23 protein-coding genes are annotated in these 24,705 nt (G+C 60.2%); 8 read left to right on the forward strand and 15 right to left on the reverse strand.

Annotated elements, in window-relative coordinates; all coding sequences use genetic code 11:
* Positions 1-37: 37 nt before the first annotated feature.
* Genes AC2CGQ_RS17430 through AC2CGQ_RS17440 form a run of 3 tightly spaced genes read left to right on the forward strand, consistent with a single transcriptional unit; the run spans position 38 to position 3,666 of the window.
* The gene (locus tag AC2CGQ_RS17430) at positions 38-1,087 is read left to right on the forward strand and encodes a TDP-N-acetylfucosamine:lipid II N-acetylfucosaminyltransferase family protein (protein ID WP_033631679.1); all 1,050 of its coding nucleotides are present in this window, start codon (positions 38-40) and stop codon (positions 1,085-1,087) included.
* Positions 1,088-1,141: 54 nt separating this feature from the next.
* Entirely contained in the window at positions 1,142-2,272 is a 1,131-nt protein-coding gene (rffA, locus tag AC2CGQ_RS17435; protein ID WP_021504197.1) for a dTDP-4-amino-4,6-dideoxygalactose transaminase, read from the forward strand.
* The gene (locus AC2CGQ_RS17440; protein WP_048325933.1) at positions 2,269-3,666 is read left to right on the forward strand and encodes a lipopolysaccharide biosynthesis protein; all 1,398 of its coding nucleotides are present in this window, start codon (positions 2,269-2,271) and stop codon (positions 3,664-3,666) included. The genes rffA and AC2CGQ_RS17440 overlap by 4 nt, the downstream gene beginning before the upstream one ends.
* Positions 3,667-3,761: 95 nt before the next feature.
* On the opposite strand, the gene yjiA is transcribed toward AC2CGQ_RS17440, so the two are convergent.
* From yjiA to AC2CGQ_RS17455, 3 genes are all read right to left on the reverse strand, one after another.
* A complete protein-coding gene (yjiA, locus tag AC2CGQ_RS17445; RefSeq protein WP_484593789.1) occupies positions 3,762-4,715 on the reverse strand; it encodes a GTPase in 954 nt (317 codons plus the stop codon).
* Between the two features lie 21 nt (positions 4,716-4,736).
* Positions 4,737-4,940, reverse strand: coding sequence for a YbdD/YjiX family protein (locus AC2CGQ_RS17450; protein ID WP_004953088.1), 204 nt, complete (start codon positions 4,938-4,940; stop codon positions 4,737-4,739).
* Positions 4,941-5,158: 218 nt separating this feature from the next.
* Positions 5,159-7,339 carry a carbon starvation CstA family protein gene (locus tag AC2CGQ_RS17455; RefSeq protein WP_038630167.1) on the reverse strand — a complete coding sequence of 727 codons (2,181 nt, stop codon included), beginning with the start codon at positions 7,337-7,339 and terminating at the stop codon, positions 5,159-5,161.
* A 436-nt stretch (positions 7,340-7,775) separates the two neighbouring features.
* Between AC2CGQ_RS17455 and sfnG the strand changes: the two genes are divergently transcribed.
* Positions 7,776-8,870 carry a dimethylsulfone monooxygenase SfnG gene (sfnG, locus tag AC2CGQ_RS17460; protein WP_033631683.1) on the forward strand — a complete coding sequence of 365 codons (1,095 nt, stop codon included), beginning with the start codon at positions 7,776-7,778 and terminating at the stop codon, positions 8,868-8,870.
* A gap of 4 nt (positions 8,871-8,874) precedes the next feature.
* Here the strand turns inward: sfnG and AC2CGQ_RS17465 are convergent, their stop codons facing one another.
* The 9 genes from AC2CGQ_RS17465 to AC2CGQ_RS17505 all read right to left on the reverse strand — a co-directional run bounded on the left by AC2CGQ_RS17465 (position 8,875) and on the right by AC2CGQ_RS17505 (position 18,599).
* The gene (locus AC2CGQ_RS17465) at positions 8,875-9,759 is read right to left on the reverse strand and encodes a LysR family transcriptional regulator (protein WP_060558478.1); all 885 of its coding nucleotides are present in this window, start codon (positions 9,757-9,759) and stop codon (positions 8,875-8,877) included.
* Between the two features lie 27 nt (positions 9,760-9,786).
* The gene (locus tag AC2CGQ_RS17470; protein ID WP_019453282.1) at positions 9,787-10,479 is read right to left on the reverse strand and encodes an MgtC/SapB family protein; all 693 of its coding nucleotides are present in this window, start codon (positions 10,477-10,479) and stop codon (positions 9,787-9,789) included.
* A gap of 111 nt (positions 10,480-10,590) precedes the next feature.
* Positions 10,591-11,370, reverse strand: coding sequence for an ABC transporter ATP-binding protein (locus AC2CGQ_RS17475; RefSeq protein WP_053063685.1), 780 nt, complete (start codon positions 11,368-11,370; stop codon positions 10,591-10,593).
* Between the two features lie 585 nt (positions 11,371-11,955).
* Positions 11,956-13,038, reverse strand: a complete 1,083-nt coding sequence (locus AC2CGQ_RS17480; RefSeq protein ID WP_099981754.1) for a porin — start codon at positions 13,036-13,038, stop codon at positions 11,956-11,958.
* A 31-nt stretch (positions 13,039-13,069) separates the two neighbouring features.
* On the reverse strand, positions 13,070-13,861 hold the full coding sequence (locus AC2CGQ_RS17485) for an ABC transporter ATP-binding protein (RefSeq protein WP_099981755.1): 792 nt from the start codon (positions 13,859-13,861) through the stop codon (positions 13,070-13,072).
* 15 nt (positions 13,862-13,876) lie between these two features.
* Positions 13,877-15,598 (reverse strand): ABC transporter permease, encoded by a 1,722-nt coding sequence (locus tag AC2CGQ_RS17490; protein ID WP_060558479.1) that lies wholly within the window; start codon positions 15,596-15,598, stop codon positions 13,877-13,879.
* Between the two features lie 484 nt (positions 15,599-16,082).
* Positions 16,083-16,772 (reverse strand): trehalose-6-phosphate synthase, encoded by a 690-nt coding sequence (locus AC2CGQ_RS17495; protein WP_103687314.1) that lies wholly within the window; start codon positions 16,770-16,772, stop codon positions 16,083-16,085.
* Positions 16,773-16,785: 13 nt separating this feature from the next.
* Positions 16,786-17,196 carry a GNAT family N-acetyltransferase gene (locus AC2CGQ_RS17500; RefSeq protein WP_015376489.1) on the reverse strand — a complete coding sequence of 137 codons (411 nt, stop codon included), beginning with the start codon at positions 17,194-17,196 and terminating at the stop codon, positions 16,786-16,788.
* Between the two features lie 32 nt (positions 17,197-17,228).
* Positions 17,229-18,599 (reverse strand): glutamine synthetase family protein, encoded by a 1,371-nt coding sequence (locus AC2CGQ_RS17505; protein WP_033641727.1) that lies wholly within the window; start codon positions 18,597-18,599, stop codon positions 17,229-17,231.
* Positions 18,600-18,835: 236 nt separating this feature from the next.
* Between AC2CGQ_RS17505 and AC2CGQ_RS17510 the strand changes: the two genes are divergently transcribed.
* Positions 18,836-19,135, forward strand: a complete 300-nt coding sequence (locus tag AC2CGQ_RS17510; protein WP_025305145.1) for a hypothetical protein — start codon at positions 18,836-18,838, stop codon at positions 19,133-19,135.
* Positions 19,136-19,559: 424 nt separating this feature from the next.
* Here the strand turns inward: AC2CGQ_RS17510 and AC2CGQ_RS17515 are convergent, their stop codons facing one another.
* The 3 genes from AC2CGQ_RS17515 to AC2CGQ_RS17525 form a co-directional block, all read right to left on the reverse strand.
* Positions 19,560-19,958: a hypothetical protein gene (locus tag AC2CGQ_RS17515; RefSeq protein WP_370531232.1), complete on the reverse strand. Its 399-nt coding sequence runs from the start codon at positions 19,956-19,958 to the stop codon at positions 19,560-19,562.
* Entirely contained in the window at positions 19,955-20,959 is a 1,005-nt protein-coding gene (locus tag AC2CGQ_RS17520) for a hypothetical protein (protein WP_484593790.1), read from the reverse strand. The genes AC2CGQ_RS17515 and AC2CGQ_RS17520 overlap by 4 nt, the downstream gene beginning before the upstream one ends.
* 108 nt (positions 20,960-21,067) lie before the next feature.
* Complete coding sequence (locus AC2CGQ_RS17525; protein WP_484593791.1) at positions 21,068-21,967, reverse strand: LysR family transcriptional regulator; 900 nt, start codon at positions 21,965-21,967, stop codon at positions 21,068-21,070.
* A gap of 168 nt (positions 21,968-22,135) precedes the next feature.
* On the opposite strand from AC2CGQ_RS17525, the gene AC2CGQ_RS17530 reads away from it, so the two are divergent.
* Genes AC2CGQ_RS17530 through AC2CGQ_RS17540 form a run of 3 tightly spaced genes read left to right on the forward strand, consistent with a single transcriptional unit; the run spans position 22,136 to position 24,698 of the window.
* Positions 22,136-22,834 (forward strand): CoA transferase subunit A, encoded by a 699-nt coding sequence (locus tag AC2CGQ_RS17530; protein WP_004933280.1) that lies wholly within the window; start codon positions 22,136-22,138, stop codon positions 22,832-22,834.
* A gap of 11 nt (positions 22,835-22,845) precedes the next feature.
* Positions 22,846-23,499: a CoA transferase subunit B gene (locus AC2CGQ_RS17535; RefSeq protein ID WP_015376496.1), complete on the forward strand. Its 654-nt coding sequence runs from the start codon at positions 22,846-22,848 to the stop codon at positions 23,497-23,499.
* A gap of 14 nt (positions 23,500-23,513) precedes the next feature.
* The gene (locus AC2CGQ_RS17540; protein ID WP_484593792.1) at positions 23,514-24,698 is read left to right on the forward strand and encodes an acetyl-CoA C-acetyltransferase; all 1,185 of its coding nucleotides are present in this window, start codon (positions 23,514-23,516) and stop codon (positions 24,696-24,698) included.
* The last annotated feature ends 7 nt before the right edge of the window (positions 24,699-24,705 follow it).

Raw genomic sequence — 24,705 nt, forward strand, 5'->3', positions numbered from 1 at the left:
CGGCGGGGCACTGGACGAACCTGCATATAGAGCGGATATGAGCACTGTACATATTTGTCCTCTGGATAAATTTATTCCTTCATTCATTGAATTTGTGAATGAGAAATTCGATCCCGATGAACACACGTTTTGGGTCTATGGCGATAAGGTGCGTTTCGCTTTGCCGCCGGCGGACAACGTTCACTATCTCGGGGCGGATCTGTTTGGTAACGTCAAGCCGACGTTGAAGTTGATGAAGGCCATTCAACGTCACGATCGGGTGATTCTGCACAGCTTCCACGGCATCAAGATGGCGCTGTTGCTGCTGTTGACTCCTTGGGTATTAAAAAAGTGCTATTGGTTCATATGGGGTGGTGACCTTTACCAATACCAAATCGGCAAGCGTAACTTCAAATGGCGCCTGACAGAGCTTCTCCGCCGCCCGGCCATTAAGCGTATGGGCAACTTTGTCACTTACATCAAGGGCGATTACGAGTTGGCTAAAAAGTGGTACGGCTGCACCGGCCGGTGGCATGAGTGCCTGCTGTATACCAGCAACGTATACAAGAAAAACGTCATCGATGAACGTGCGGCGGGCGAGGACGGTAAAACCACCATTCTGCTGGGTAATTCTGCCGATCCAACCAACAATCATTTTTCCGCGTTCGATATATTGGAAACGTACAAAAACGAGAATATTGAGCTCGTCGTACCGCTCTCCTACGGCAATAAACGCTATGCGGCAGAAGTGGTGGCCGAAGGCACGCGGCGCTTTGGCGAGAAATTTGTACCATTAACCGACTTTATGCCTTTCCAGCACTACCTGGCGCTGCTGGGGAAAGTGGATATCGCGGTGTTCAACCATCATCGCCAACAGGCGATGGGTAACACCATTTCCCTGCTGGGGCTGAAAAAAACGGTGTTTTTGAATCCAGGCACCACGCAGTGGGACTTCTTTCAAGAAAAGAATATCCAGGTATTGGATCTTCAAACGTTTTCGCTACGCAGCCTGAGCGCGGCGGAAAAGCATGACAACGAGCAAAAAATCGAAGCCTATTTCTCCGCTGAGAACCTTACCGCGCAGTTAAAGGCCGTCTTTACTTCCTGATGCCACACGGCACATCGCCCCGGCATGCATTCAGAATCGACAACAAGGGATAACATGATACCGTTCAACAAACCACCGGTAACCGGCAACGAAATTCAATATATCAATGCGGCGTTGGAGAATGGGAAATTGTCGGGCGACGGCCCGTTCGGCAAACAGTGCCAGAAATGGTTTGAAAACAAGCTGGGGTGCAAACACGCGCTGTTGACCCCGTCTTGCACCGCCGCGCTGGAGATCGCCGCGCTGCTGGTCGATATCCAGCCGGGCGACGAAGTTATCATGCCAAGCTACACCTTCGTCAGCACCGCCAACGCCTTCGTGTTGCGCGGCGCGAAAATCAAATTCGTCGATATCCACCCTGAAACCATGAATATGGATGCAGCGCTGGTGGCTGCGGCGATCACCGATAAAACCAAAGCCATCGTGCCCGTGCATTACGCCGGCGTCTCCTGCGATATGGATGCGATCATGCGCCTGGCCGATCAGCATAACCTGCTGGTGGTCGAAGACGCCGCGCAGGGCGTCATGAGCAAATACAAGGGCGATTTCGTTGGCGTTAAAGGTCACCTGGCGGCTTTCAGCTTCCATGAAACCAAAAACTATACCAGCGGCGGGGAAGGCGGCGCGCTGGTGATCAATGATGAGCGTTTTATCAAACGCGCCGAAATTTTGCGTGAGAAGGGCACCGACCGCAGCCAGTTCCTGCGCGGCCAGGTGGACAAATATACCTGGGTCGATTTCGGCAGCAGCTTCCTGCCGGGTGAACTGCAGTCGGCTTGCCTGTGGGGGCAACTGGAACTGGCGGATGAGATCAACGATAACCGCCTGGCGACTTGGCACAAGTACTACGCGAGCTTTGCGCCGCTGGCGGAGAAAGGGCTGCTGACGTTGCCGACTATTCCGGCGGATTGCGAGCACAATGCGCATATGTTCTATGTGAAGCTGAAGGATATTGAGCAAAGAACGCAGTTCATCGCTCACCTGAAGGCCTGTGGCGTGATGGCGGTATTCCATTATATTCCGCTGCACTCGGCGCCGGCGGGCAAGGTCTTCGGCACCTTCATCGGCGAAGACAACTACACCACCCGCGAAAGCGAGAGACTGGTTCGCCTGCCGCTGTACTACAAAATGACCGATGCCGATCAGAATAAAGTGATTGAAAGCGTTGTGAGGTTCTTTGAGTGAACGCCCGCAAGATCCTGGCGTTCGCCATCGGGCCGATCGGTAATGCCGCGCTGGGGTTGTTGACCCTGCCGGTCATTACCTGGCTGTTTTCGGCGGACGACGTAGGCCGAATCAGCATGCTGAATGTGGCCGTGTCTTTCTGCGTGCTGTTTTTCAGTTTGGGGCTTGATCAGGCTTACGTTCGGGAATACCACGGTGAATCCGATCGCGGGCAGCTGTTGAAGAACGTCGCTTTCCCCGGCTTGCTGATGATCGTAGTCATCAGTGCGGCATTCCTGCTGTTCCCCGGCAGTTTGTCCGCGTTGCTGTTCGAACAGAAAGACACGGCGATAAGCTGGCTTATCATGTTGATTCTTCTGGCGTCGTTCATCAACCGTTTCTTGTCCCTGATACTCAGGATGCAGGAGAAGGGGATGGCGTTTTCGCTCAGCCAACTGATGCCCAAGCTGATGACGCTGATCGTCATCGGCCTGTGCTATGTTCTGTTTACCCAGCATACGCTGATGCAGTTGGTGGTGGCGAACGCCGTCGGTTTTATCGCCGTATCGCTGATGCTGATGTGGTCTTCCCGGGCGGATTGGATAGCCGCGCTGCGCAGTTCGCTGGACTACGGCAAACTGAAAGCGATGCTCAAGTTCGGCTATCCGCTGATCTTGGGCGGGTTGGCGTTTTGGGGGTTAACCACTGTCGATAGGATGTTCGTGCGAGCCTATTCCGGCTTTGAACAGTTGGCTATCTTCTCGGTGGCGGTTAGCTTCGCCGGCGTGGCGAGCATCCTGCAAAGTGTGTTCTCTACTGTTTGGGCGCCGATGGTGTACAAGCTGGCGGAGTCTAACGAAGGCGGCGAACAGCAGATGGTAACCAAGGTCACGCAGTGCATGCTGATTGCCGTGGTTTGCCTGTTCAGCTTGGGCGGGCTCTTTTCCTGGCTGGTTGACTTTGTCTTGCCCGCTAATTACGTGAATGTGAAATATATTCTGGTTGCGAGTCTGGGTTTCCCTTTGTTGTTCACACTGTCGGAAACGACGGCGGTCGGCATCGGCCTGAGCAGAAAGACCGCTTACACCATGCTGGCTTCCTTGAGCGCGTTGCTCATCAACGTGGTGGCCAATGCATTGCTGGTGCCACGTTTCGGCGCCGGTGGCGCGGCGGTAAGCACCTGTCTGGCCTTCTGGGCATTCCTGATCCTGAGAACGGAATTCTCGATTATCAGCTGGAAGACCATGCCACGTTTTGAAATGTATTTCTTCACTTTCCTCTGTCTGGCGGGGGCGTCGGTTTCAGCGCTGGCAGGCGAGAAAATGAAATACGAGCTGTTTGTCTATTGGGGTGTCTTACTGGCCGTGGTGCTGGTGAGGAACCTCAGGTTCCTTAAGTCGTTCGCCAAACGATAACGCTTTCGGTCAGGCAACCCGTTGCGGGTTGCCGCCGTTTTCCCCATTTCTTTTTCTCATCATGACAGCGCGATCTCGCTGACGTCTCCTCTTGCTCAACGCAGCCGCTCCCGAATCTCCTCCTCAGGCAGATCCACACCGATAAACACCAACGTGCTCTTGCGCTCTTCCTCAGGTAGCCATTCCCGATCCCAGTCGGCGTTATACAGCCGCTGTACGCCCTGGAACAGCAGGCGGCGCGGTTCGTCTTCGATAGACAGAATGCCTTTGTAGCGCAGCAGGTTGTCGGCGTATTCCAGCAGCAGGCCTTCCATCACCTCGGAGATTTGCATCAGCGGCAGCGGGCGCTCCAGCGTCACCACGATCGAGCGGATGTCGCTCTGCGGCTGCGGAATGCGGCGGAACAGCGGGGCGGGCGGCGTCAGGTTGAGTTTGTCGTTCAGCGTAAAGCCTTCGATGTCGAACAGCACGCTCAGATCGATATCGCCGTGCGTCACCTGGTAGAGCGGCGCGCGGGCGTTCATCCGCTGCAGCCGCTGGATCAGCGCCTCGCAGTCCAGCGCCACGTCGGTTTTGGTCAACAGGATGCGGTCGGCGTAGCCCACCTGAGCCTGGGCGATGCTGAACTGGCTCAGCTGCTGCTCGGCGTGCGCCGCGTCCACCAGGGTGATGATGCCGTCCAGCAGGAAGCGCTCGCACAGGATCTCGTGCGAGAAAAAGGTCTGGGTAATCGGGCCGGGATCGGCCATGCCGGTGCATTCGATGATCAGCCGATCGAACGCCAGCTGGCCGCTGTCGACGCCGTCCAGCAGATCCAGCAGCGCGTCCGCCAGTTCGTTGGACTTGCTGCAGCAGATGCAGCCGTTGCTTAACGTGGTGATGCGGCTGGCGCGATCGCCGATCAGCGCGTCGTCGATCGGCGCTTCGCCGAACTCGTTCTCGATGACCGCGATTTTATAGCCGTGTTCGGCGTTCAGGATGTGGCGCAGCAGGGTGGTTTTGCCGGCGCCCAAAAAGCCGGTCAGGATGGTGACTGCAATGGGTTTCATACGGGTCCTTGTGACTGCGGGTTAACAGCAGCGCATGCCGCCTTTGCCGTCGCCGCCGTAGCGCGCTTGCTGGCGCTCGCGGAAAAATTCTTTATAGGTCATCACCGGCTTGTCCGGGTGGTTGTCTTTCATGTGCTGGACGTAGGTATCGTAGTCAGGCACGCCCACCAACATGCGCGCCGCCTGCCCGAGATATTTCCCCGCCTGGCCGAGATTTCCGAACATAAGCCTTCTCCAACTTTACCCTGCATCACTACAGCGCTTGCTTAAGCCTGATATTAGGGGAAGCCGGGGGATGGGGGTCCCGCAGGGATGCCCCACCTCCGGGTCGCCCCGGGTATCTCGATTGCATCGCGCCGCACGCCTGGCGTCTTGCGATGCGCAGGCCGTGCGGCTTTGGGTACTACTTAATGCTTATTATGCAGGGTATCCGTTAAATCACATCAATGCTGGGTCGAAACTTTGACCTCCCCCTCAGTTACGCCGTCGGCGGGCGCGGCCTGCGGCACCGGCACGTAAGGCGTTTCCTGGTCGGTGCGTTTCGGGTTCTTGTGCGCCGCCATCGCGGTTTTCACCCCATAGAAGATGATGCTGTACACCACCAGCAGGAACAGAATGCTCAGCCCGGCGTTGGTGTAGTTGTTCACCACGATGTGGTTCATGTTGGCGATCTGCTGGGCGCTCAGCTCGGCGCCGCCTTCGGCGATTTTGCGTTTGTATTCGCCGGCCAGGAAGAAGAAGCCTTCCAGCTGTGGGTTGTCGCTGAACAGCTTCAGGCCCAGCGCGTAGGTGGTGCAGATCAGCAGCCACACCGCCGGCAGCACGGTCACCCAGATGTATTGGGTGCGCTTCATTTTAATCAGCACCACGGTGCCCAGCACCAGCGCCACAGCGGCCAGCATCTGGTTGGAGATGCCGAACAGCGGCCACAGGCTCTTCACGCCGCCGAGCGGATCCACCACGCCCTGGTACAGCAGGTAGCCCCACAGCCCGACGCAGCCGGCGGTGCCGACGATGCCGGCCACCAGCGAGTCGGTTTTCTTCAGGAACGGCACGAAGTTGCCCAGCAGATCCTGCAGCATAAAGCGGCCGGAGCGGGTGCCGGCGTCCAGCGCGGTCAGGATGAACAGCGCCTCGAACAGAATGCCGAAGTGATACCAGAAGCCCATGTTGGCGCCCGGAATGATCTGGTGGAACACGTGGGCGATGCCCACCGCCAGCGTTGGCGCGCCGCCGGCGCGGTTCAGCACCGAAGGTTCGCCGATGTCGGTGGCGGTCTGCAGGATCTGTTCCGGGCTGATGACGAAGCCCCAGGAGCTGACCGCCGCCGCCGCGTGCACGGTCACGTCCTTCAGCGAAGCCATGATCATTGGCGCGTCTTCGGTGCCCAGGCGGTGCAGATCCGGCATGGTGATGCCCAGCGCCGCCGGCGGGGTGTTCATGGCGAAGTACAGGCCCGGCTCGATGATGGAAGCCGCCACCAGCGCCATAATGGCGACGAAGGACTCCATCAGCATCGCGCCGTAGCCGATAAAGCGCGCGTCGGTCTCATTGGCCAGCAGCTTCGGCGTGGTGCCGGAGGCGATCAGCGCATGGAAGCCGGAGACCGCGCCGCAGGCGATGGTGATGAACAGGAATGGGAACAGGGTGCCTTTCCACACCGGGCCGGTGCCGTCGACGAACTGGGTCACCGCCGGCATTTTCAGCTCAGGGTTGAGGATCACGATGCCGATCGCCAGCCCGACGATCACGCCGATTTTCAGGAAGGTGGCCAGGTAGTCGCGCGGCGCCAGGATCAGCCATACCGGCAGCAGGGCGGAGACAAAGGCGTAGCCGATCAACGTGAAGGTGATGGTGGTGTCTTTAAAGGTCAGCGCCGGGCCCCAGTACGGGTCGTGTGCCACCACGCCGCCGAACCAGATGGCGGCCACCAGCAGCACGATGCCGATGATTGACACTTCACCCACGCGGCCGGGGCGCAGGTAGCGCATGTAGATGCCCATAAACAGCGCGATCGGCACGGTGGAGCAGACGGTGAACACCCCCCACGGGCTTTCCGCCAGCGCTTTCACCACGATCAGCGCCAGCACCGCCAGGATGATGATCATGATCAGGAAGCAGCCGAACAGCGCGATGGTGCCCGGTATCGGCCCCATCTCTTTTTTGATGATCTCACCGAGCGAGGCGCCGTTGCGGCGCGAGGAGATGAACAGCACCATAAAGTCCTGCACCGCCCCCGCCAGCACCACGCCGCCCAGCAGCCACAGCGTGCCGGGCAGGTAGCCGACCTGCGCGGCCAGCACCGGCCCCACCAGCGGTCCGGCGCCGGCGATGGCGGCGAAGTGGTGGCCGAACAGCACGTTCTTGTTGGTCGGCACGTAGTTGAGGCCGTCGTTGTTGACCACCGCCGGGGTGGCGCGGCCGGCGTCCAGCTTCATCACCCTGGTGGCGATGTACAGGCTGTAGTAGCGGTAGGCCACCAGATACACCGCCACCGAAGCGACGACGATCCACAGCGCGCTGATGTGTTCGCCGCGGCGCAGCGCCACCACGCCGAGGCAGGCTGCGCCGAGTATCCCCAGCAGCATCCACGGAATGTGCTTTAAAATCCCCTCTCGTTTCATGAGGTATCCTTAATTCCAGTCTGCAAAATATGAATGAACTCATCCGCTTGTAAGAGATGTCAGAGTGGTGCGGTGAGCCGTAGCGTCTTTCCCGAGGTAAGGCGGGTTTAGGAACAGCTCATCATCGCCGGGGGTAAGGGGGGAAGACAGGCGTATTTCGCTCAGCGGTCAGATCCGCCGGGTGAACGGTTGGATTGGCGGGGTAAGCGGTTTGCTGCATAACCAACAGCCGCCCGCCAGCCGCTGTTGCCAATGCAGCACCCGCTTTAACCCGCCGGCTTTAAACCCTCGGTTTATCAGCCAGATGCCTTAACGCGGCGGTTGGCACGCATTCTGCTATCGGATTTATAACCAAAACAAGGTTTTCAATATTTGTAAATCGATAATGGTTATATGCGTGCCGCATCACGGCGCCAACGAGCAGAGGGAGAGAAGCATGTCAGCAGCAAACCACTCGCAGCAGCCTATTCAGTTCGCCTACTGGGTGCCGAACGTCTCCGGCGGTCTGGTGATCAGCAACATCCCGCAGCGCACCGGTTGGGACATCGGCTATAACCGCAAGCTGGCGCAGATTGCCGAGCGCGCCGGTTTCGACTACGCGCTTACCCAGATCCGCTTCACCGCCGGTTACGGCGCGGAGAACCAGCACGAATCGGTGTCGTTCTCACAGGCGCTGCTGGATTCCACCGAGAAACTGAAAGTGATCGCCGCGCTGCTGCCGGGGCCGTGGAACCCCACGCTGGCGGCCAAGCAGATCGCCACCATCAGCCACCTTTCGGAGGCGCGCATCGCGGTGAACATTGTCAGCGGCTGGTTCCGCGGCGAGTTCAAGGCCATCGGCGAGCCGTGGCTGGATCATGAGGAGCGCTACCTGCGCTCGGAAGAGTTTATCCGCTGCCTGCGCGGCATCTGGACTGAGCCCAGCTTCACCTTCGCCGGCGATTTTTATCGCTATCGCGACTACTCGCTGAAGCCCAAGCCGCTGGATCCGCTGCCGGAGATCTTCCAGGGCGGCAGCTCGCGGGCGGCGCGCGACATGGCGGCGCGGGTTTCGGACTGGTACTTCACCAACGGCAACAGCGTGGAGGGCATTCGCCAGCAGGTGGACGATCTGCAGACCAAGGCCAGGGCCAACCAGCACCGGGTCAAGGTGGGGGTGAACGGCTTCGTCATTGCCCGCGATACCGAGCAGGAAGCGCAGGCAGTGCTGCAGGAGATTATCGATCACGCCAACCCGGAGGCGGTGCAAGGATTCGGCCACGAGGTGAAGAACGCCGGGGCGGCCTCGCCCGAGGGCGAGGGCAACTGGGCCAAATCCTCGTTTGAGGATCTGGTGCAGTACAACGACGGCTTTAAAACCAACCTGATCGGCACGCCGCAGCAGATCGCCGAGCGCATCATCGCGTTAAAAGACGCCGGGGTGGATCTGCTGTTGCTGGCGTTTCTGCACTTCCAGGAAGAGGTGGAGTACTTCGGCCGCGAAGTGATCCCGCTGGTGCGCGAACTGGAGCGCCAGCGGGCGGCGGCCTGAGCGTTCAACCCGTTTGCAGGGTTTGCAGCAGGTGGATAAAGGCGGCGCTGAGCGGCGGCGTGGCTGGCTCATGGCGGGTAAAGACATAAAAGCGCGCGCTGATGTCGATCCCCTGCGTCGGGATTTTCTGCAGGTGCAGCTGCGGGGCGTAGTGCGCGACGACCCGATCGCTCAGCAGCGCGATATAGCCCTGCTGCCTGACCAGGCACCAGGTCGCCAGAAAGGAGTCGGTCTCGACGATCTGGCCGTGCGGCGTGTAACGCTCGGCGATCTCGCGGATGGCGGCGTGCCCCACCGAGCTGGAGCGCGGCACCACCCATTTGGCTTCGGCCGGCGGCTGCCCGGCGGCGGTCAGGTCGCCCCCTTGATAGAGCGAGAAGCGCTCGCTCTTCAGCGCCTGCATGGCTAGATCGGCGCCGCCCGCCGCGCCGTTCAGGCTGCTGACCGCCAAATCCAGCTCGCAGTTTCTCAGCCGGGCGAGCAGGCCTTCCGGGCCGTCTTCCACCACCGTCACCCGGGTATGCGGGTAGCGGCGGTTGAAGCCTTCGAGCACCTGAGGCAGGTAGCACAGCAGCGGATCGACGCTCATCCCCACCCGCAGGCGCTTCTCGCCGCCGGCGCTCATGCCGCGCAGCTCGTCAAACGCGCTGAGCAACTGATTGGTGGCGGCGTCTATCCGCCGGTAAAACAACTCGCCGACCGCCGTCAGGCGCACGCCGCGGTTGCTGCGCTCCAGCAACCGCGCGCCGATGGACATTTCCAGCTCTTTGAGCACCCGGCTGAGCGTCGGTTGCGAGACGGCCAGTTTTTTCGCGGCATCGTGCAAACTTCCGCAGTGAACGATGTCTTTGAACATCGTCAGATGAGCCAGTTTTGGCATGGTTTTCATGGTGAATCTCCCTGGAAGTGAACGGCATTAGCCGGAGCCGGCGATGCGGCTGTAATAGGCCTGTTTCATCATGCTGTCGTTCAGCAGTTTATTGATGGTCTGGTCGAGCACCGGCGTGGTGACGGAGGCCGGCATCAGCGTGGCGGTGATCTCCACGTCGTCGTCGCCAAAGGGTTCGATATCCAGATGCGAGATAAAGCAGTTTTCTCCTTGCAGCACCTGTTTGAATTTGGCCAGCGCTTCACGCTGTTCATGCTCGAAGGCAATGACGCAAATCTGGTAGGTGGATTCGCCGTTAACGTCATTGAAGGGCTGTTTGTTGACCATATTGACCAGAGGGCGCAGCAGGGTGTTGGCGGCGAGCACGAACAGCGTGGCGGCCAGCGCATCGCCGTACAGGCCGCAGCCGGCGCAGGCGCCGACCGCCGCGGAGCCCCAGAGCGTGGCGGCGGTGTTCAGGCCGCGGATGTTCATCCCTTCTTTCATGATGGCCCCGGCGCCGAGAAAGCCGACGCCGGAGACCACGTAGGAGATGACGCGCACCGCGCCGCCGCTGCCGTCGATGGTCATGGCCAGGTGGACGAAAATCGCCGCGCTGGTGGCCACCAGCGTATTGGTGCGCAGCCCGGCGGTGCGCTGGCGGAATTGTCTTTCGTAGCCGATGGCGGCGCCCAGGACGGACGCGGTCAGCAGCGTCAGCAGTGTATGAATGAAATGCATGATAATAACTCGATGTATTATCCGCTTATCATGAGACACCCGTGGCGGGGTGACTCTTGATAAACAGGTAGTTAAGTTGGCGGGATCCGTCCCGCCAGGCCAGGGCGGCGCTCAGTGCGCGGCGGCGATCTGCCGGCTGAGCGTCTCGCTGATTTTGTCCGTCAGCGGCTGCATCCCCTCGCGGGTACGCGTCTCGCGGCGCTGCGCGATGTGATAGCAGCCGTCGAGGGTGCCGGCGCCCAGCAGGAGGATGCGATCAGACATCATCACCGCTTCCTCTACGCTGTGGGTCACCAGCACGATGGAGCGGGTTTTGATCTGGCGCGTGCTCCAGATGCGCAGCAGATCGCTGCGCAGGTGTTCGCCGGTATAGACGTCCAGCGCGGAAAACGGCTCATCCAGCAACAGCAGCATCGGTTCTACCGCCAGCGCGCGCGCAAAGCCGACCCGCTGGCGCATGCCGCCGGAAAGCTCGCGCGGGTAGGCGTCGCGGTAGGGCGCGAGACCGACCAGATCGAGCATTTTCAGCGTCTGGGTTTCGACCACCTGCGGCGGCAGATCCTGCGCCTGCAGCCCGAAGGCGATATTTTGATAGACGTTCAGCCACGGGAAAATGGCGAAGGTCTGGAACACCATGTTGATCTGCGGATTCGGCCCCGAGACTTTTTTATCCCCCAGCATCACGGTGCCCAGATCCGGCGCGATCAGGCCGGAAAGTATGCGCAGCAGGGTGGATTTGCCCGAGCCGGACTGCCCCAAAATGCTGACGACCTCGTTATCGTAGAGGCGCAGGTTGATTTCATTCAGCACCAGGCGTTTTTCTTTACCGGTAGGCTGAACGCTTTTGCTGGCGTTATTAACCGTCAGCAGCGTGGTTTTTTTTACCATCATGATGTTTCTCCACTCAATTAAAAATATGAGCATGGAAAAATGGCCGATAGTTATCGCCGCGCAGGGGTAAAATAAATGCGAGCGCAAATAAGCCTGAGCGTTATCGGACTGTTAATAAGCGTATGCTGGAAGGATTAGCCTGTCAGGCGCGCCGGAGCGGCGTGCGCGGAGGCCATGCGCTGAAGGGGTAAAGCGAAGGGATGTGGTAACTGACGCATATCCTGACACTTTCAGGATGCAATGGGATGACTATTGCTCCTGTGACCTCAGCGATTCCAACAATAAAATAAACAACCAACTGTCGCCGTCCATATCATTTCCCCGTTATTTTTCGTGTGGCCATAATACGCGTGATATTGTCTGTGATTCAATGTGGTTAGGCGGAATTATCGCGGCAAAATGTAATTTAATATGAATGCGGGAAAGTTTTTCTTTATTTATTAAACGGGGCGTCAACGAAAATCATGAGAATGAATATAGGCGCTATTTTATGGAAATATAAACCTGAATTAAACGAGAGAATAACAGGGCGGGCGCAAGACAAATAATGAACCGGCCGCAGAGCGCGCTGCGGCCGGTATCGGGTCAGAACTGATACATGATGCCGGTTTCGATAATGTCGTCGGCGCCGGCGCCGACGGCGTTCTGCCGTTGCAGCAGGTTGAGCTTGTACTCCACGTAGGTCGACATATTGGCGTTGACGCTGTAGTTCAGCGCCAGATCCAGGTATTTGACCAGATCGGCGTCGCCGATGCCGGGCAGGTTACGGCCGCGCGTTTGCAGGTAGGCCACCGAGGGCGTGACGCCGGAATCGAAGTGATACTGCGCGACCGCCTCGACGGCGTCCGCGCGGGGGGCGAAGCCGGCGTAGCGATCGCCGTCGACATAGGTCATGTTTTCGGTGCGCGCATAGCTGGCCGCCAGGTAGAGGTTGTCCAGATCGTATTTCAGCCCCAGCGTCCAGGCCCGGGCGCGATCGCCGTCAGCCAGGCCGAAGCGCTGCTGCGCCAGGGTGCGCGCAGAGTTGGCGTAGGCGGCGCCAAAGTTTAGCCCCGCGCCGGTGTCGTAGGTGGCGGAAAAGGCGTAGCCATCGCCGTTTTGCGTCTGAATATCCTTCGCCCGCAGAGCGTCGTCCCCCCGATTCTTCCCCTGATATTGCAGGCCGAGATCCAGACCGTCCAACAGCCCGCCCAGGCTGCGGTTGTGGTAGGTCAGCAGGCCGTTGGCGCGGCCGGTCATGAAGTTGTCGGCCGCTTCGTAGCTGTCGTTGCCGAATTCGGGCAGCACGTCCGTCCAGCCGGCCACGTCATACAGCAGGCCGTAGCTGCGGCCGTAGTCCAGGCTGCCCCAGCGGCCGAACGTCAGCCCGGCGAAGCCCAGCCGGGTATAGCTATTGCCCGGCCCGGCGCTTTCCGCCTGATCGAGCCCCGCCTGATATTCCCATTGGCCATACCCTGTCAGCCCCTCGGCGATCTGCGTCTCGCCTTTGAAACCGAAACGGGTGTAGGAGCGATCGCCGTTATTGTCGGCATCGCTGCTGAAGTAATGCACCCCGTTCAGTTGGCCGTACAGATCCAGTTTATTGCCGTCTTTGTTGACGATTTCTGCCCCGGCGGCGGCCGCCGGCATCAGGATGACCAGCGCCATCAGTAAGCTTTTATGTTTCATTTCACTACCCTGAGTTAACGAAAATGCGGCCTTATCCGGCCGGTTGCGCCTGCGCGATTTTTTTGTACAGGCAGCTGCGGATCCGATCGGTGAGGTGCCGCAGGCTGCCCCGGTTGCGCGCCGCGCGGGGAATATTGATGCTGAATTCGTCATCGATCCGTTTGCTGGTCGCGTCCAGGATCAGCACCCGATCGGACATCAACACCGCCTCTTCGACGTCGTGCGTCACCATCACCATGGCACGCGTGCGCAGCCGGTTGTCTCCCCACAGCGCCAGCAGATCGCTGCGCAGTTTTTGCGCGGTAAAGATATCGAGGGCGGAGAAGGGCTCGTCCAGCAGCAAGACATCGGGCTCTACCGCCAACGCCCGGGCGAAGCCCACGCGCTGGCGCATTCCGCCCGACAGCTCGCGCGGCCAGGCGTGCTCATAGCCGCTCAGCCCCACCAGGCGCAGCAGCGCCCCTAGCCGCTCGGCGATCGTCTGCGGCGGCAGCTTTTGCGCCAGCAGGCCGAAGGCGATGTTGTCGTACACCGTCAGCCAGGGGTAGAGCGCGTAGGACTGAAACACCATGCCGGCGTTGGCGCTCGGGCCGCAGACCGGTTTGCCCGCCAGGGTGAGCGTGCCGCTGTCCGGCGGGATCAGCCCGGCCAGCATGCGCAGCAGCGTGGACTTGCCCGAACCGGATTGCCCCAGAATGGTGACGAACTCGCCGGCGTGCACGGTCAGCGACACGTCGCGCAGCACGGGGGTGGAGCGCTTGTTTTCGCCGATAAACGTTTTGTTCAACCGACGGGCGCTGATAATCACGTCTTGAGTCAGCATGTGGTTCCCCCTTGATCAGTCATATTTGAATTTGGTTTCCGCGATGCGATACAGCGGTTGCCAGACGAAGATGATGCACAGCGCCACCAGCGCGCACATCGCGGCACAGCCCAGTGCGGACTCCGGGTTCTTGCCGGCGTCGGTGACGACGGAAATGAACGCGCCCAGCCCGGTGGCGCTGAGGGTGGTGCTGCCCCACTGGATCACTTCGGCGGCGATGGCGCTGTTCCAGGCGCCGCCGGCGGCGGAGATGATGCCGGTCACGATATAGGGGAAGATCGCCGGCAGCATGTAGTAGCGCCACCAGCGGAAACGGCGCAGGCCGAAGGTTTCGCTGACTTCGGTGATCTGCGTCGGAATGGCGGAAACGCCGGCGATCACGTTGAACAATACGTACCACTGGGTGCCCAGCATGATCATCGGAATGGCCCACCAGCCGAGATCCTGATGATAAATGGCGATGAAGGCGGCGATCAGCGGGTAGAAAATGTTGGGCGGAATGGCCGCCAGGATCTGGATGATCGGCTGGAAGATCTTCACCAGGCGCGGATTCAGGCCGATCCACACCCCCAGCGGCGTGAAGATCGCCACGCTGAGCAGCATGGCCGCGGCCACGCGCGCGGTGGTGAGCAACATCCACTCCGGCAGCATGGCGAAGTACTGTTTGGGGAAGTATTCCCACAACTGATAGCCGAACCACACGCAGGCCAACACCACGCCGAGATACCACAGGCTGCGCCACAGCCAGTTGCCTTTGGCGGCGAGCCTGAACAGGCGGTGCAGACCGAGGGCGTACCACAGCCGCGGCAGCTTGAACAGCCACAGGTCAGCCAGCGCGCGCAGCGTGCGGCCGAGCGCCGCGCCGACGTGCGAGAAGGCCAGGCTGTTGTAAAACCACGGATTGCCGAGCGCCCGATTGGCGGTGACGTCTTCGTATTTGAAGCGGGCGGTGTAACGCACCAGCGGGCGGAACACCAGCTGATCGAGCAGCACGATGTTGGCGGCCAGCGCGACGATCGCATACAGGATCGCCGGCACGTTCTGCTGCGCCAGCGCTTCGGCGATATAGGAGCCGACGCCGGGCAGTTCGACCGAGCGATCGCCGACCGGAATGGCTTCGGAGGCCACCAGGGCGAACCAGGCGGCGGATTGCGACACCATGGCGTTCCACAGCAGGCCCGGCACCGAATAGATGAATTCCAGCCGCCAGAAGCGTTGCCACGGGTTGTAATTGAAGCTGCGGGCGGCTTCGTCCAGCTCCTTGGGCACGATGCGCAGCGTCTGATACAGCGTCAGCATCATGTTCCAGGCCTGGCCGGTAAACACCGCGAAGATGGCGGTGCACTCCAGCCCCATCACGCTGTGTGGGTAGAGGTTGAGAAAGTACACGGTCGTGAAGGTCAGGAACCCCACCAGCGGCACCGACTCCATAAAGTTGACGAAGGGCAGGATCACCCGGCGCAGCGGCGCATAGCGCGCGGCCAGCACGGCGAACACCACAGAAAACAGCAGCGACCAGGCCATACCGAGGAGAAAACGCATGCTGGTTCTGAGCGAATAATAAAGCAGGTTCCAGGCATCGAGACTAATGGCAGAGACGTTTTGTTCATTGAAGTTGCCGTGCATGTCGCCCCATGCGCGAATAAAAAAGGCAATGAAGAAAACGCCGATGGCGATAACGATAAAGTCATTTAAATAAGACTTTCTGAAAACAGATGTACCCCGGTTATTTTGCATAACGCAATACCTTATTTTTCCCATAAGAAATCCGTCGGCGCTCGGGTAATGCTCCCGGCGACATCAGATAAATACCGCCACAGCGGTTGAGACAAACGTTGTTTTCGCAGCGGGGCGATGGGCGGGCAGGCAGAGCGGGAAAGGCCGTCAGAAGGGGAGCGGTTGCCGCATTCCGTATCTTTCAGAATGCAACGTGGATGGCATTACTGAAAGGTGCCCAATAGCATTAGCGTAAAACTAAAACTTTCATCGCCCATAGGGCCCTCCTCGGTTTAAATATGGCACGGAGAGGGTAATGTGTTTTGCTAATAAAAAGCAATTGGCGGCGCGCGGTTTTTACGGTTGATATGTAACAGGATGAATATTCATTTTTTAATCGCTATATTCAGAAAATAAAATAACCTATTTTGATGGCGGTAAATGCGGTGGAAATAAATCGCAGCGAAATAAAACGGCGCGCCTGAATACCGCGCGCGCCGTAACATTAATAAACCTGCCTGCCGTTGATGCCGGCGGGGAAAATGCCGGTGGCGAAGAGATGCCCGTTGGCCTGGATCTGGTCGTCGGGCAGCATCTCCAACGGGAACTCGCCTGACAGGCAGCTGAGAAAGGCGTTGCGATCGTCCGTGGTGGTAAAGCCGATCAGATCGTAGAACAGCAGCGAAGCGATCAGCTGACGATGTTCCGGGATGCGCCGCAGCAGCGCCGCCGACGGGAACGGCAGGTGGAAGAAGAACGCGCAGGCATTCAGCAGCCCCTGCTCCTTCAACGCCTGGGCGCAGGGCAGCAGCTGGTAGTCGTCGATACAGACGATGTCGCCCGGGCACAGGTGCTCGCAGGCGATATCGGCGAAACGGCAGTTCAGCTGCCGGTAGGCGCGGTAGTTTTCCGGCGTGAAGTGCGCCTTCTCCGGCTGGTTGTGGAACACCGGCCACAGGCCGTCGTGGTAGTAGCCCTGATAGTGGCGGCGAAACTCCTCGATCGACAGCGGGAAGGTCACCTGATCGTAACCGGCGCGTTGGCGGCAACTGATCGGGCGCTGCGCGAAATTCTGCACGTCGCCGTTCCAGCCGAGCCACAGCCCCGGTTCGGCGTCGGCCGCCAGCGTCCGGCCGGCGCAGGCCAGATCCTTGCCGTCGCACTGCTTGTTGGAAATCAGCACCAAACGAGACATCGGATTCTCCTTATCAGTGCAGGGCGCGCGGGGCGTGCGCCGCGCAGTCGGCGCGCCAGGGCGCTTGCAGCACGGGCAGCGTGACGCGCAGGCCGCGCAATGCCGGATGCGCCAGGCAGCAGCGCGTCAGCCAGCTTCCCAGCCCGACGCCGCGGTATTCGGCGCTGACGAACAGCTCGCTCACCGAGGCGAAGGTGGCGTAATCGGTCACCATACGGGCGAAGCCGAGCTGGTGGCGTTTGCGGTACAGGCCAAAGCACAGGCCGTGGCGCGCCAGGCGCTCCGCCGCCGCCCGATCCGGCAGGCTGAGGAAACGCTGGATCGCCTCGATATCCAATAACTGCCGATCGGTGCTGATATGAAAAACGCCTTTGCGCCAGCAGAGCAGCGGCTGTACGGGGGCCAATTGCGGTTGCATGTTCATGATTATCCTTAGGTTAACGAATCAGTGGATGGTTACAGCATCCAGCCGAGTTCGGCGGCGGTGACCTGTTCCTCGAAGCGGCGCAGTTCGGCGCTTTTGCAGGTGTGCCACAGGGTGCAGAACGCCGGGCCGAGCAGCTCGCGCAGCGGATCGCTGTGGCGGAACAGCGCCAGCGCCTCCTGCTGGCCGAGCGGCAAGGGTGCGGCGTTGTCGCTTTCGCAGCCGTTGGCGGCGGGCGGCAGCGGCAGCGGGTGTTCCAGCCCGTGCAGCAGGCCGCCGAGCATCACCGCCAGCGCCAGATAGGGGTTGGCGTCGGCGCCGGCCAGGCGGTATTCGATGCGCTGATTGGCGCTGTCGGCGCAGGGCAGGCGCAGCGCCACCGTGCGATTGTTGTGGCCCCAGGAGGCGCGCAGCGGCACGTGCATGCCGGGGCGGAAGCGGCGAAACGCGTTGATGTTGGGCGCCAGGATCGCCATCGACGCCGGCATCAGCGCCAGCATGCCCGCCATCGCCTGCTGCATGTTGTCGCTCAGTTCACCCGGCGCGCCGGTCAGCAGGTTCTCGCCGTGCTCGTTCTGCAGGCTGATGTGAAAATGCAGCCCGCTGCCGGCGGCATGGGCGCAGGGCTTGGCCATAAAGCAGGCGTGCTGGTGATGTTGCTCGGCAATCTGCCGCGTCAGGCGCTTCAGCGCCATGATCTGGTCGCAGGCTTCCAGCACGCGCCGGCTGTGATGCAGGTTCAGCTCGTACTGGCCGGAAGCGGCTTCGGCCACCACGCCGGTCAGCGGCAGGCTTTGCAGCCGCGCGTGCCGTTCGATGTCGCTCAGCAGCGCATGGTGGCGCTCGGGCGCATCCACCGCGAAGCTCTGCGTCGGGCAGGCTTCCGCCTCGGCGGGGCGCTGCGGATCCTGCAGGTAGAACTCCAGTTCGGCCGCCACCACCGGGAAGCAGTTGCGCTCGTGCAGGCGCTTCAGCACCCGTTGCAGCACCACGCGCGGCTCCAGCTCGCAGGCGTCGCCGTCGGCGTTTTGCATCGTCAGCAGCAGCTGGGCGTGGCGTTCGGGATCGCGCGCGCAGGGGCGCAGCGTGCCGGGCACCGGCAGGCACAGCCGATCCGGCTCGCCCGCCCGCTGCCCCAGCCCGCTTTCTTCTATCACCCGGCCGTGCAGATCCAGGGCGTAGATCGACAGCGGGAAGTAGCAGCCTTTTTCCAGGCCAAAGGCTTCGGCGATCGGCAGGCGCTTGCCGCGCAGCTGGCCGTTCAGATCGTGCAGATAAATATCCAGCTGTTCGGTATCCGGATAGCGCTGCAGGTAGTGTTCCAGCTCTTTGCGGAAGGTGCGCGTCGGCGATGCGGGCAGCTCCGCCAGCAGAGGATTGAACCCGATGATATTAGAATGCATGGCGCGCTCCAGAACGAAGACCGGTCACGGCCAGAGGCAGGGATAAACGCATGAGACAACTCTCTTGTGAGGCCATAGCGGCGATGTGAAAAGGGTATCTGCGGCGGCAAAAACTGTCTGTAAAAACGCCGTAACGTTAACGGGGTGCGGAATAAAAATGCCGTAAAGAGCGCGGCGGGTTGGCCGGGTCGGCACGGTCTATACTGGCGAGATGGGCCGTAGAAGGAGAGATAACGATGAAGAGAATAGGGCTGCTTATCGCCGCGCTGGCCGCGTTCCACGCCACCGCGTCTTCCCCACAGGCGTGGGCCGAGAGCGAACGGGCGATGCGCGCCGCCTGCCTGAAAGCCAGCGGGCTAAAAAACGCCAGGGTGGAAGGGGAGATTATTCACTACGGTGATGACGTCGGCTATTCGGCGCTGTTTATCGGCGGGCGCTACCCGCAGCCGTTTATGAAAAACCAGCCGGGCAGGGAGCTGTGCTTATATCAGCGTGCCACGCAGAAGGCGGCGGTGCAGGCGGTGGAGGGAGATTAGACCGACTTCAGGAGATAGTTCAGGAGACACATGATGATTAAGAGTGCTCCTTGTAACATTAATAATCTGAAATCATTACGGATCCAATTTTTTAACCTTGGTGATGAAGCTGCTCGAACGAAATCGTAGGTTTTGGGGCTTAGCCAAACGTTGCGAGTCAGTTTTAATTTCCGGTTGTTCAAAATCCAACGAAACCACTGGGCTTTTAGTGAAACACCGATGAAGTTAAGGTTGTCCGCTATCACGACAAAAAGTGGAACAGGGTGTTTACTCACCACATAGTGTTGATAAAAGAGATCAAACTCTTTTTTATGAAGTCGATAGTAAATAAATTGGATAATAGCGATAAGAAGGAAAAGAAAGAATAGTAATACCACTAAGAGTTTTATCTCTTTTATGTAAGACTCAATATAATTGATCATTTTTATACGTTGATTTTGATGAGATAAATAAAAATACAGCCCACGGTGGTAATAATGGCTTCTACGAGCAAAAGTATAAAGTCCATCGCCAGCCACTTCTGTAGCTCAGGAGAGGCGTTTTTTTGCACGAAATCGTAGGTTTTCGCATCGAGCCAAACTTGATCCCTTATTTTTATTTTTTTCCTTTTCAGAATCCAAAGAAACCACTGTGCTTTCAATGAGGTTCCAAGCATGCCGAGGCTATCGGCAAAGGCGACGTAGGGCGGAATAAAATGTCCGCTGCCGGCGTAACGTTGATAGAAAGCATCAAACTCTTTTTTATGGCGACGGTAACCAATGAACTGGATGAAGGCGCTTAAAACCAGCAATATCAAACACGATATGACGATAAATTTCATCATTCACCTACCACTAACGTCGTCAAATAATCGGAACCCATGCCACCCAGTGTGGATCCTGCGGCGCCTCCTATAGCGGCTCCAGCGATACCACAAACGATCACACCTGTTCCTGCTGTTGCTGCACCCAACACAATTGAACAAGCTGCAATCGCAAGACCTGCACCTGCATTCCCTGCCCAAATTCCCGCCGCAGTACTTGCCGCAAAATGACTGTATCCCTTCACCGCGATCTTGGCGCACTCCTGTTCGCGACCGGTGGTGCAGGCGTTGTAGACGTCGTTGGTGGTATTCAGCCCACTCAATCCGATGCCGATCCAGCCGCCGGCTTTCATAAACTTGGCCGCCCGGCTGGCGCTGTCGACGTAGTTCGAATAACCCTTGATGGCGCCGACGCCGGCGGTGCTCCATTCATGCACCAGCGATTTACTGGAGAGCCCTAGCGCGTGTTTGATTTGCGCATACTCTTTCATATTGAGTTGAGCACGAGTAAGGCGATTCAGTAACGGTTTTAATGTACCGAACAGCCGCGCTCGTTCCACCTGAAACTGGGTGCCAATCAACGCGCCACTCGTGCGGAACTGATTTTGGTAGGTTTTTTCAATCTCGACCAGGATATTTTTGATCTGGCTGAAGTAGCGTTCTCCGGCATCCGAAGCCAGCCCGACGACCGTTTCCCCATAGCTGGTGAAGGCGGCGATAGCGGCGTAATTGCGGTGCAAGAAGGTGGAGAAATCGCTGTCACCGGCTTTCACCGCTTTGCTGGTGCGGCTCTTGGCCTGCATCAGGGCGGCGATCTGCGTAGATTGGTTATGATTGCGCGGATCGGCGACGATCAGCATTTGCCCCGGTTGAACCAGCGGCGTATCGGCATTGAGCTGCATAAAAAAGCGTACCGCTTCCGATGGCTTGCCACCGAACAGATAGTTGGCGTGTAAGGCGAGCGGGCCGGTTTGTTGGGCGATGCAATAGCCCGGTGCGATGCTGCTGGACTTCTGTTCCATGTCGAAAAGCCTCCTTATTTTTAGGAAACTTAACATTTTCTACAGGGTGGTAACAGGTTCTGGCTCACGCTCTCGATCGGAGAATCATCTGAAAATGCTGGTGCCGCTTTACTCGCCACTCCCCGCCATCTCCCGTTCGATTACCGTCGCCAGCGCCTGCGCGGCGGAAGAGAGTTGGTGCTGCGCCAGGCGGATCAGGCCCACGCGCCGTTCGATGATCGGGCCGATCAGCGGCACGCACACCGCTCCCAGCTCATCCATCTGTTGCTCGCACAGCGCCGGCACCGCGCTGGCGCCGAGGCCGTTGGCCACCATGCGCCCGACCGTCACCAACTGGTGGCTCTCAAACGCCACCTCCAGCGTTCGCCCGCTGCGGGCCAGCTCCTGCTCCAGCAGCAGCCGCACCGCCGATGGCCGCTGCAGGGTGATGAAATCCAGCGTCAGCAGCTCCTTCCAGCTCACCTGCGCCCTGCGTGCCAGCGCCGAATCCTTCGGCACCACCGCCAGAAAGCGATCGCGGCACAGCGGGGTGAAGTGCAGGGTGTCGCTCGGCTCCGGCTCGAAGGCGATACCCATCTCCACCCGGCCTTCGCGGATCATTTCAAACACCTGCTCGTTGATGACGTCGTGCACCGCCACGTTGATGCCGGCGTAACGATCGCGAAACGCCTTGAGGATCGGCGGCAGCGGGTTGCCGGCGAACGACGGCATGGCGGCGATCGCCACCTTGCCCATCTGCAGGGTGAAGCGCTGGCGCATCGCCTCTTCCGCGTTGTCCCAATCCGCCAGCAGCTGGCGCGCCATCGGGAAGAAGGTTTCGCCCTCCGGCGTCAGCGCCACCCGGCGGGTGGTGCGCAGCAGCAGCGGCCCGCCCAGCGCGTCTTCCAGCCCACGGATCGCCAGGCTGAGCGCCGGCTGAGAAATATTCAGCCGCTCGCTGGCCTGGGCGAAATTCAGAGTGTGAGCTACCGCTAAAAACGCGCGTAACTGTTTGATGCTCATTTTCATTTTGGTTGGCGTTAACTCTTTGTTAATTGTCAGTTAACGAGTAATTAATAAAAATTATAAATGAATGCGGCATAAAAACAAAATTAACAAATCATTTTTGTGACCTGAAGATGCCCTCACGCAAGCCAGGGCATTTCGCCCTGCGCCGCAACATGCAGGGGCAACGATATGGCAGGGCTCGACAAACGCGTCGGCAGCTACCAGGAAGCGCTGGCAGGCCTGACGGACAACATGACGGTGCTGGCGGGCGGCTTTGGCCTGTGCGGCATCCCGGAGAATCTGATCGAAGAGATCCGCCGGCGCGGCGTGCGCGGGTTGACGGTGGTCTCCAACAACTGCGGCGTCGACGGGTTCGGCCTCGGGCGGCTGCTGGAAACCCATCAGATCCGCAAGGTGGTGGGATCGTACGTCGGCGAAAACGCGCTGTTCGAGCAGCAGGCGCTCAGCGGCGAGCTGGAGGTGGATCTTACGCCGCAGGGCACGCTGGCGGAGAAGATCCGCGCCGGCGGCGCCGGCATCCCGGCGTTCTTCACCGCCACCGGTTACGGCACGCCGATCGCCGAAGGCAAAGAGGTGCGCGAGTTCAACGGCCGCCCTTACATCATGGAAACCGCCATCACCGGCGATTTCGCCATCGTTAAAGGCTGGAAGGCCGATCACTTCGGCAACGTCATCTACCGTCACACCGCGCAGAACTTCAATCCGCTGATGGCGACCGCCGGGCGCATCACGGTGGTGGAAGTGGAAGAGATCGTGGCGCCGGGCGAACTGGATCCGGCGGCGATCCACACCCCCGGCATCTACGTCGATCGGCTGATCCAGGGCACCTTCGAGAAGCGTATCGAACAACGCACCCTGCGGGCATAAGGAGAATTCGCATGCTTACCCGTGAACAAATGGCGCAGCGCGTGGCGCAAGAGCTGAGAGACGGTTACTACGTCAACCTGGGCATCGGCATCCCGACGCTGGTGGCCAACTATGTGCCGGCGGGCATGGACGTGATGCTGCAGTCGGAAAACGGCTTGCTGGGAATGGGCGAGTTCCCGACCGAGCAGCAGCTGGACGCCGACATGATCAACGCCGGCAAGCAGACGGTCACCGCGCGCCTCGGCGCGTCTATTTTCGATTCGGCGCAGTCGTTCGCCATGATCCGCGGCGGCCATGTCGATCTGACCGTGCTGGGGGCGTTTGAAGTGGACGTCGAAGGCAACATCGCCTCGTGGATGATCCCCGGCAAGATGGTCAAGGGCATGGGCGGCGCGATGGATCTGGTGGCGGGGGCGGAGAACATCATCGTGGTGATGACCCACGCCGCGAAGGGCGGCGAGTCCAAGCTGCTGCCGCGCTGCACGCTGCCGCTGACCGGCGCCCGCTGCATCCGCAAGGTATTGACCGATCTGGCCTACCTGGAAATTGAAGACGGCGCCTTCGTGCTGCGCGAACGCGCGCCGGGCGTCAGCGTGGCGGAGATTGTCGCCAAAACCGCCGGCCGGCTGATCGTGCCGGAGCAAGTGCCGGAAATGCGTTTCTGAGACGGGAGGTGAATGTGCAACAACGTGAAGTGGTGATCGTGGCGGCGACGCGCACGCCGGTCGGCAGTTTTCACGGCGCGCTGGCGCCGCTGACGGCGGTGGAACTGGGCACGGCGGCGGTGCAGGGGCTGCTGGCGCAAAGCGGCGTGGCGCCGCAGCAGATCGATGAAGTGATCCTCGGCCAGGTGCTGACCGCTGGCTGCGGGCAGAATCCGGCGCGCCAGACCGCGCTCAACGCCGGGCTGCCCGTTACGACGCCGGCGCTGACCATCAACAAGGTGTGCGGCTCCGGTTTGAAGGCGGTGCATCTGGCGGTGCAGGCGATCCGCAGCGGTGACGCCGACGCGGTGATCGCCGGCGGCCAGGAAAGCATGAGCCAGTCGCCTTACCTGATGGCCGGCGCGCGCGCCGGCCTGCGCCTCGGTCACGCGCAGATGGTGGACAGCGTGATCCACGATGGCCTGTGGGACGCGTTCAACGACTATCACATGGGCATCACCGCCGAGAACCTGGCGGAGAAATACGCCATCAGCAGAGAAGAACAAGACAGGTTCGCGCTGCGCTCGCAGCAGAAGGCGCTGGCGGCGCAGCAGGCCGGGCGTTTCGTGCAGGAGATCACGCCGGTGACGGTGCCGCAGCCGAAGGGCGAGGCGCTGCGGGTCGAGCGTGACCAACAGCCGCGCGACACCAGCCTGGAGGCGCTGGCGCGGCTGCGCCCGGCGTTTCGCAAAGAGGGCACGGTGACCGCCGGCAACGCCTCGTCGCTCAACGACGGCGCCGCCGTGGTGCTGCTGATGAGCGCGGAAAAAGCCGCCGCGCTGCGTTTGCCGGTGCTGGCGCGCATCGCCGGTTACGCCTCGTCGGGCGTCGATCCGGCGATCATGGGCATCGGCCCGGCGCCAGCCGCGCGCCGCTGCCTGGAAAAAGCCGGTTGGCGGCTGGAGGAGGTCGATCTGATCGAAGCCAACGAAGCCTTCGCCGCGCAGGCGCTGGCGGTGGGCAAAGAACTGGGCTGGGAGGCGGAGCGGGTCAACGTCAACGGCGGAGCGATCGCGCTGGGGCATCCGATCGGCGCGTCCGGCTGCCGCATTTTGGTGTCGCTGCTGTTCGAAATGCAGCGCCGCGAGGTGAACAAGGGGCTGGCGATGCTGTGCATCGGCGGTGGGCAGGGGGTGGCGCTGGCGGTAGAGCGCCCGTAAACAACCG

It is taken from the genome of Serratia sp. DFXYC6, from assembly GCF_057196085.1.

What these genes read in the sequence shown, in the direction of transcription:
- AC2CGQ_RS17430 (WP_033631679.1), top strand. Translation starts at nt 38, where the DNA reads ATGAGCACTGTACATATTTGTCCTCTGGATAAATTTATTCCTTCATTC.
- rffA (WP_021504197.1), top strand. Translation starts at nt 1,142, where the DNA reads ATGATACCGTTCAACAAACCACCGGTAACCGGCAACGAAATTCAATAT.
- yjiA (WP_484593789.1), bottom strand. Translation starts at nt 4,715, where the DNA reads ATGAAACCCATTGCAGTCACCATCCTGACCGGCTTTTTGGGCGCCGGC.
- AC2CGQ_RS17450 (WP_004953088.1), bottom strand. Translation starts at nt 4,940, where the DNA reads ATGTTCGGAAATCTCGGCCAGGCGGGGAAATATCTCGGGCAGGCGGCG.
- AC2CGQ_RS17455 (WP_038630167.1), bottom strand. Translation starts at nt 7,339, where the DNA reads ATGAAACGAGAGGGGATTTTAAAGCACATTCCGTGGATGCTGCTGGGG.
- sfnG (WP_033631683.1), top strand. Translation starts at nt 7,776, where the DNA reads ATGTCAGCAGCAAACCACTCGCAGCAGCCTATTCAGTTCGCCTACTGG.
- AC2CGQ_RS17465 (WP_060558478.1), bottom strand. Translation starts at nt 9,759, where the DNA reads ATGAAAACCATGCCAAAACTGGCTCATCTGACGATGTTCAAAGACATC.
- AC2CGQ_RS17470 (WP_019453282.1), bottom strand. Translation starts at nt 10,479, where the DNA reads ATGCATTTCATTCATACACTGCTGACGCTGCTGACCGCGTCCGTCCTG.
- AC2CGQ_RS17475 (WP_053063685.1), bottom strand. Translation starts at nt 11,370, where the DNA reads ATGATGGTAAAAAAAACCACGCTGCTGACGGTTAATAACGCCAGCAAA.
- AC2CGQ_RS17480 (WP_099981754.1), bottom strand. Translation starts at nt 13,038, where the DNA reads ATGAAACATAAAAGCTTACTGATGGCGCTGGTCATCCTGATGCCGGCG.
- AC2CGQ_RS17485 (WP_099981755.1), bottom strand. Translation starts at nt 13,861, where the DNA reads ATGCTGACTCAAGACGTGATTATCAGCGCCCGTCGGTTGAACAAAACG.
- AC2CGQ_RS17490 (WP_060558479.1), bottom strand. Translation starts at nt 15,598, where the DNA reads ATGCAAAATAACCGGGGTACATCTGTTTTCAGAAAGTCTTATTTAAAT.
- AC2CGQ_RS17495 (WP_103687314.1), bottom strand. Translation starts at nt 16,772, where the DNA reads ATGTCTCGTTTGGTGCTGATTTCCAACAAGCAGTGCGACGGCAAGGAT.
- AC2CGQ_RS17500 (WP_015376489.1), bottom strand. Translation starts at nt 17,196, where the DNA reads ATGAACATGCAACCGCAATTGGCCCCCGTACAGCCGCTGCTCTGCTGG.
- AC2CGQ_RS17505 (WP_033641727.1), bottom strand. Translation starts at nt 18,599, where the DNA reads ATGCATTCTAATATCATCGGGTTCAATCCTCTGCTGGCGGAGCTGCCC.
- AC2CGQ_RS17510 (WP_025305145.1), top strand. Translation starts at nt 18,836, where the DNA reads ATGAAGAGAATAGGGCTGCTTATCGCCGCGCTGGCCGCGTTCCACGCC.
- AC2CGQ_RS17515 (WP_370531232.1), bottom strand. Translation starts at nt 19,958, where the DNA reads ATGATGAAATTTATCGTCATATCGTGTTTGATATTGCTGGTTTTAAGC.
- AC2CGQ_RS17520 (WP_484593790.1), bottom strand. Translation starts at nt 20,959, where the DNA reads ATGGAACAGAAGTCCAGCAGCATCGCACCGGGCTATTGCATCGCCCAA.
- AC2CGQ_RS17525 (WP_484593791.1), bottom strand. Translation starts at nt 21,967, where the DNA reads ATGAAAATGAGCATCAAACAGTTACGCGCGTTTTTAGCGGTAGCTCAC.
- AC2CGQ_RS17530 (WP_004933280.1), top strand. Translation starts at nt 22,136, where the DNA reads ATGGCAGGGCTCGACAAACGCGTCGGCAGCTACCAGGAAGCGCTGGCA.
- AC2CGQ_RS17535 (WP_015376496.1), top strand. Translation starts at nt 22,846, where the DNA reads ATGCTTACCCGTGAACAAATGGCGCAGCGCGTGGCGCAAGAGCTGAGA.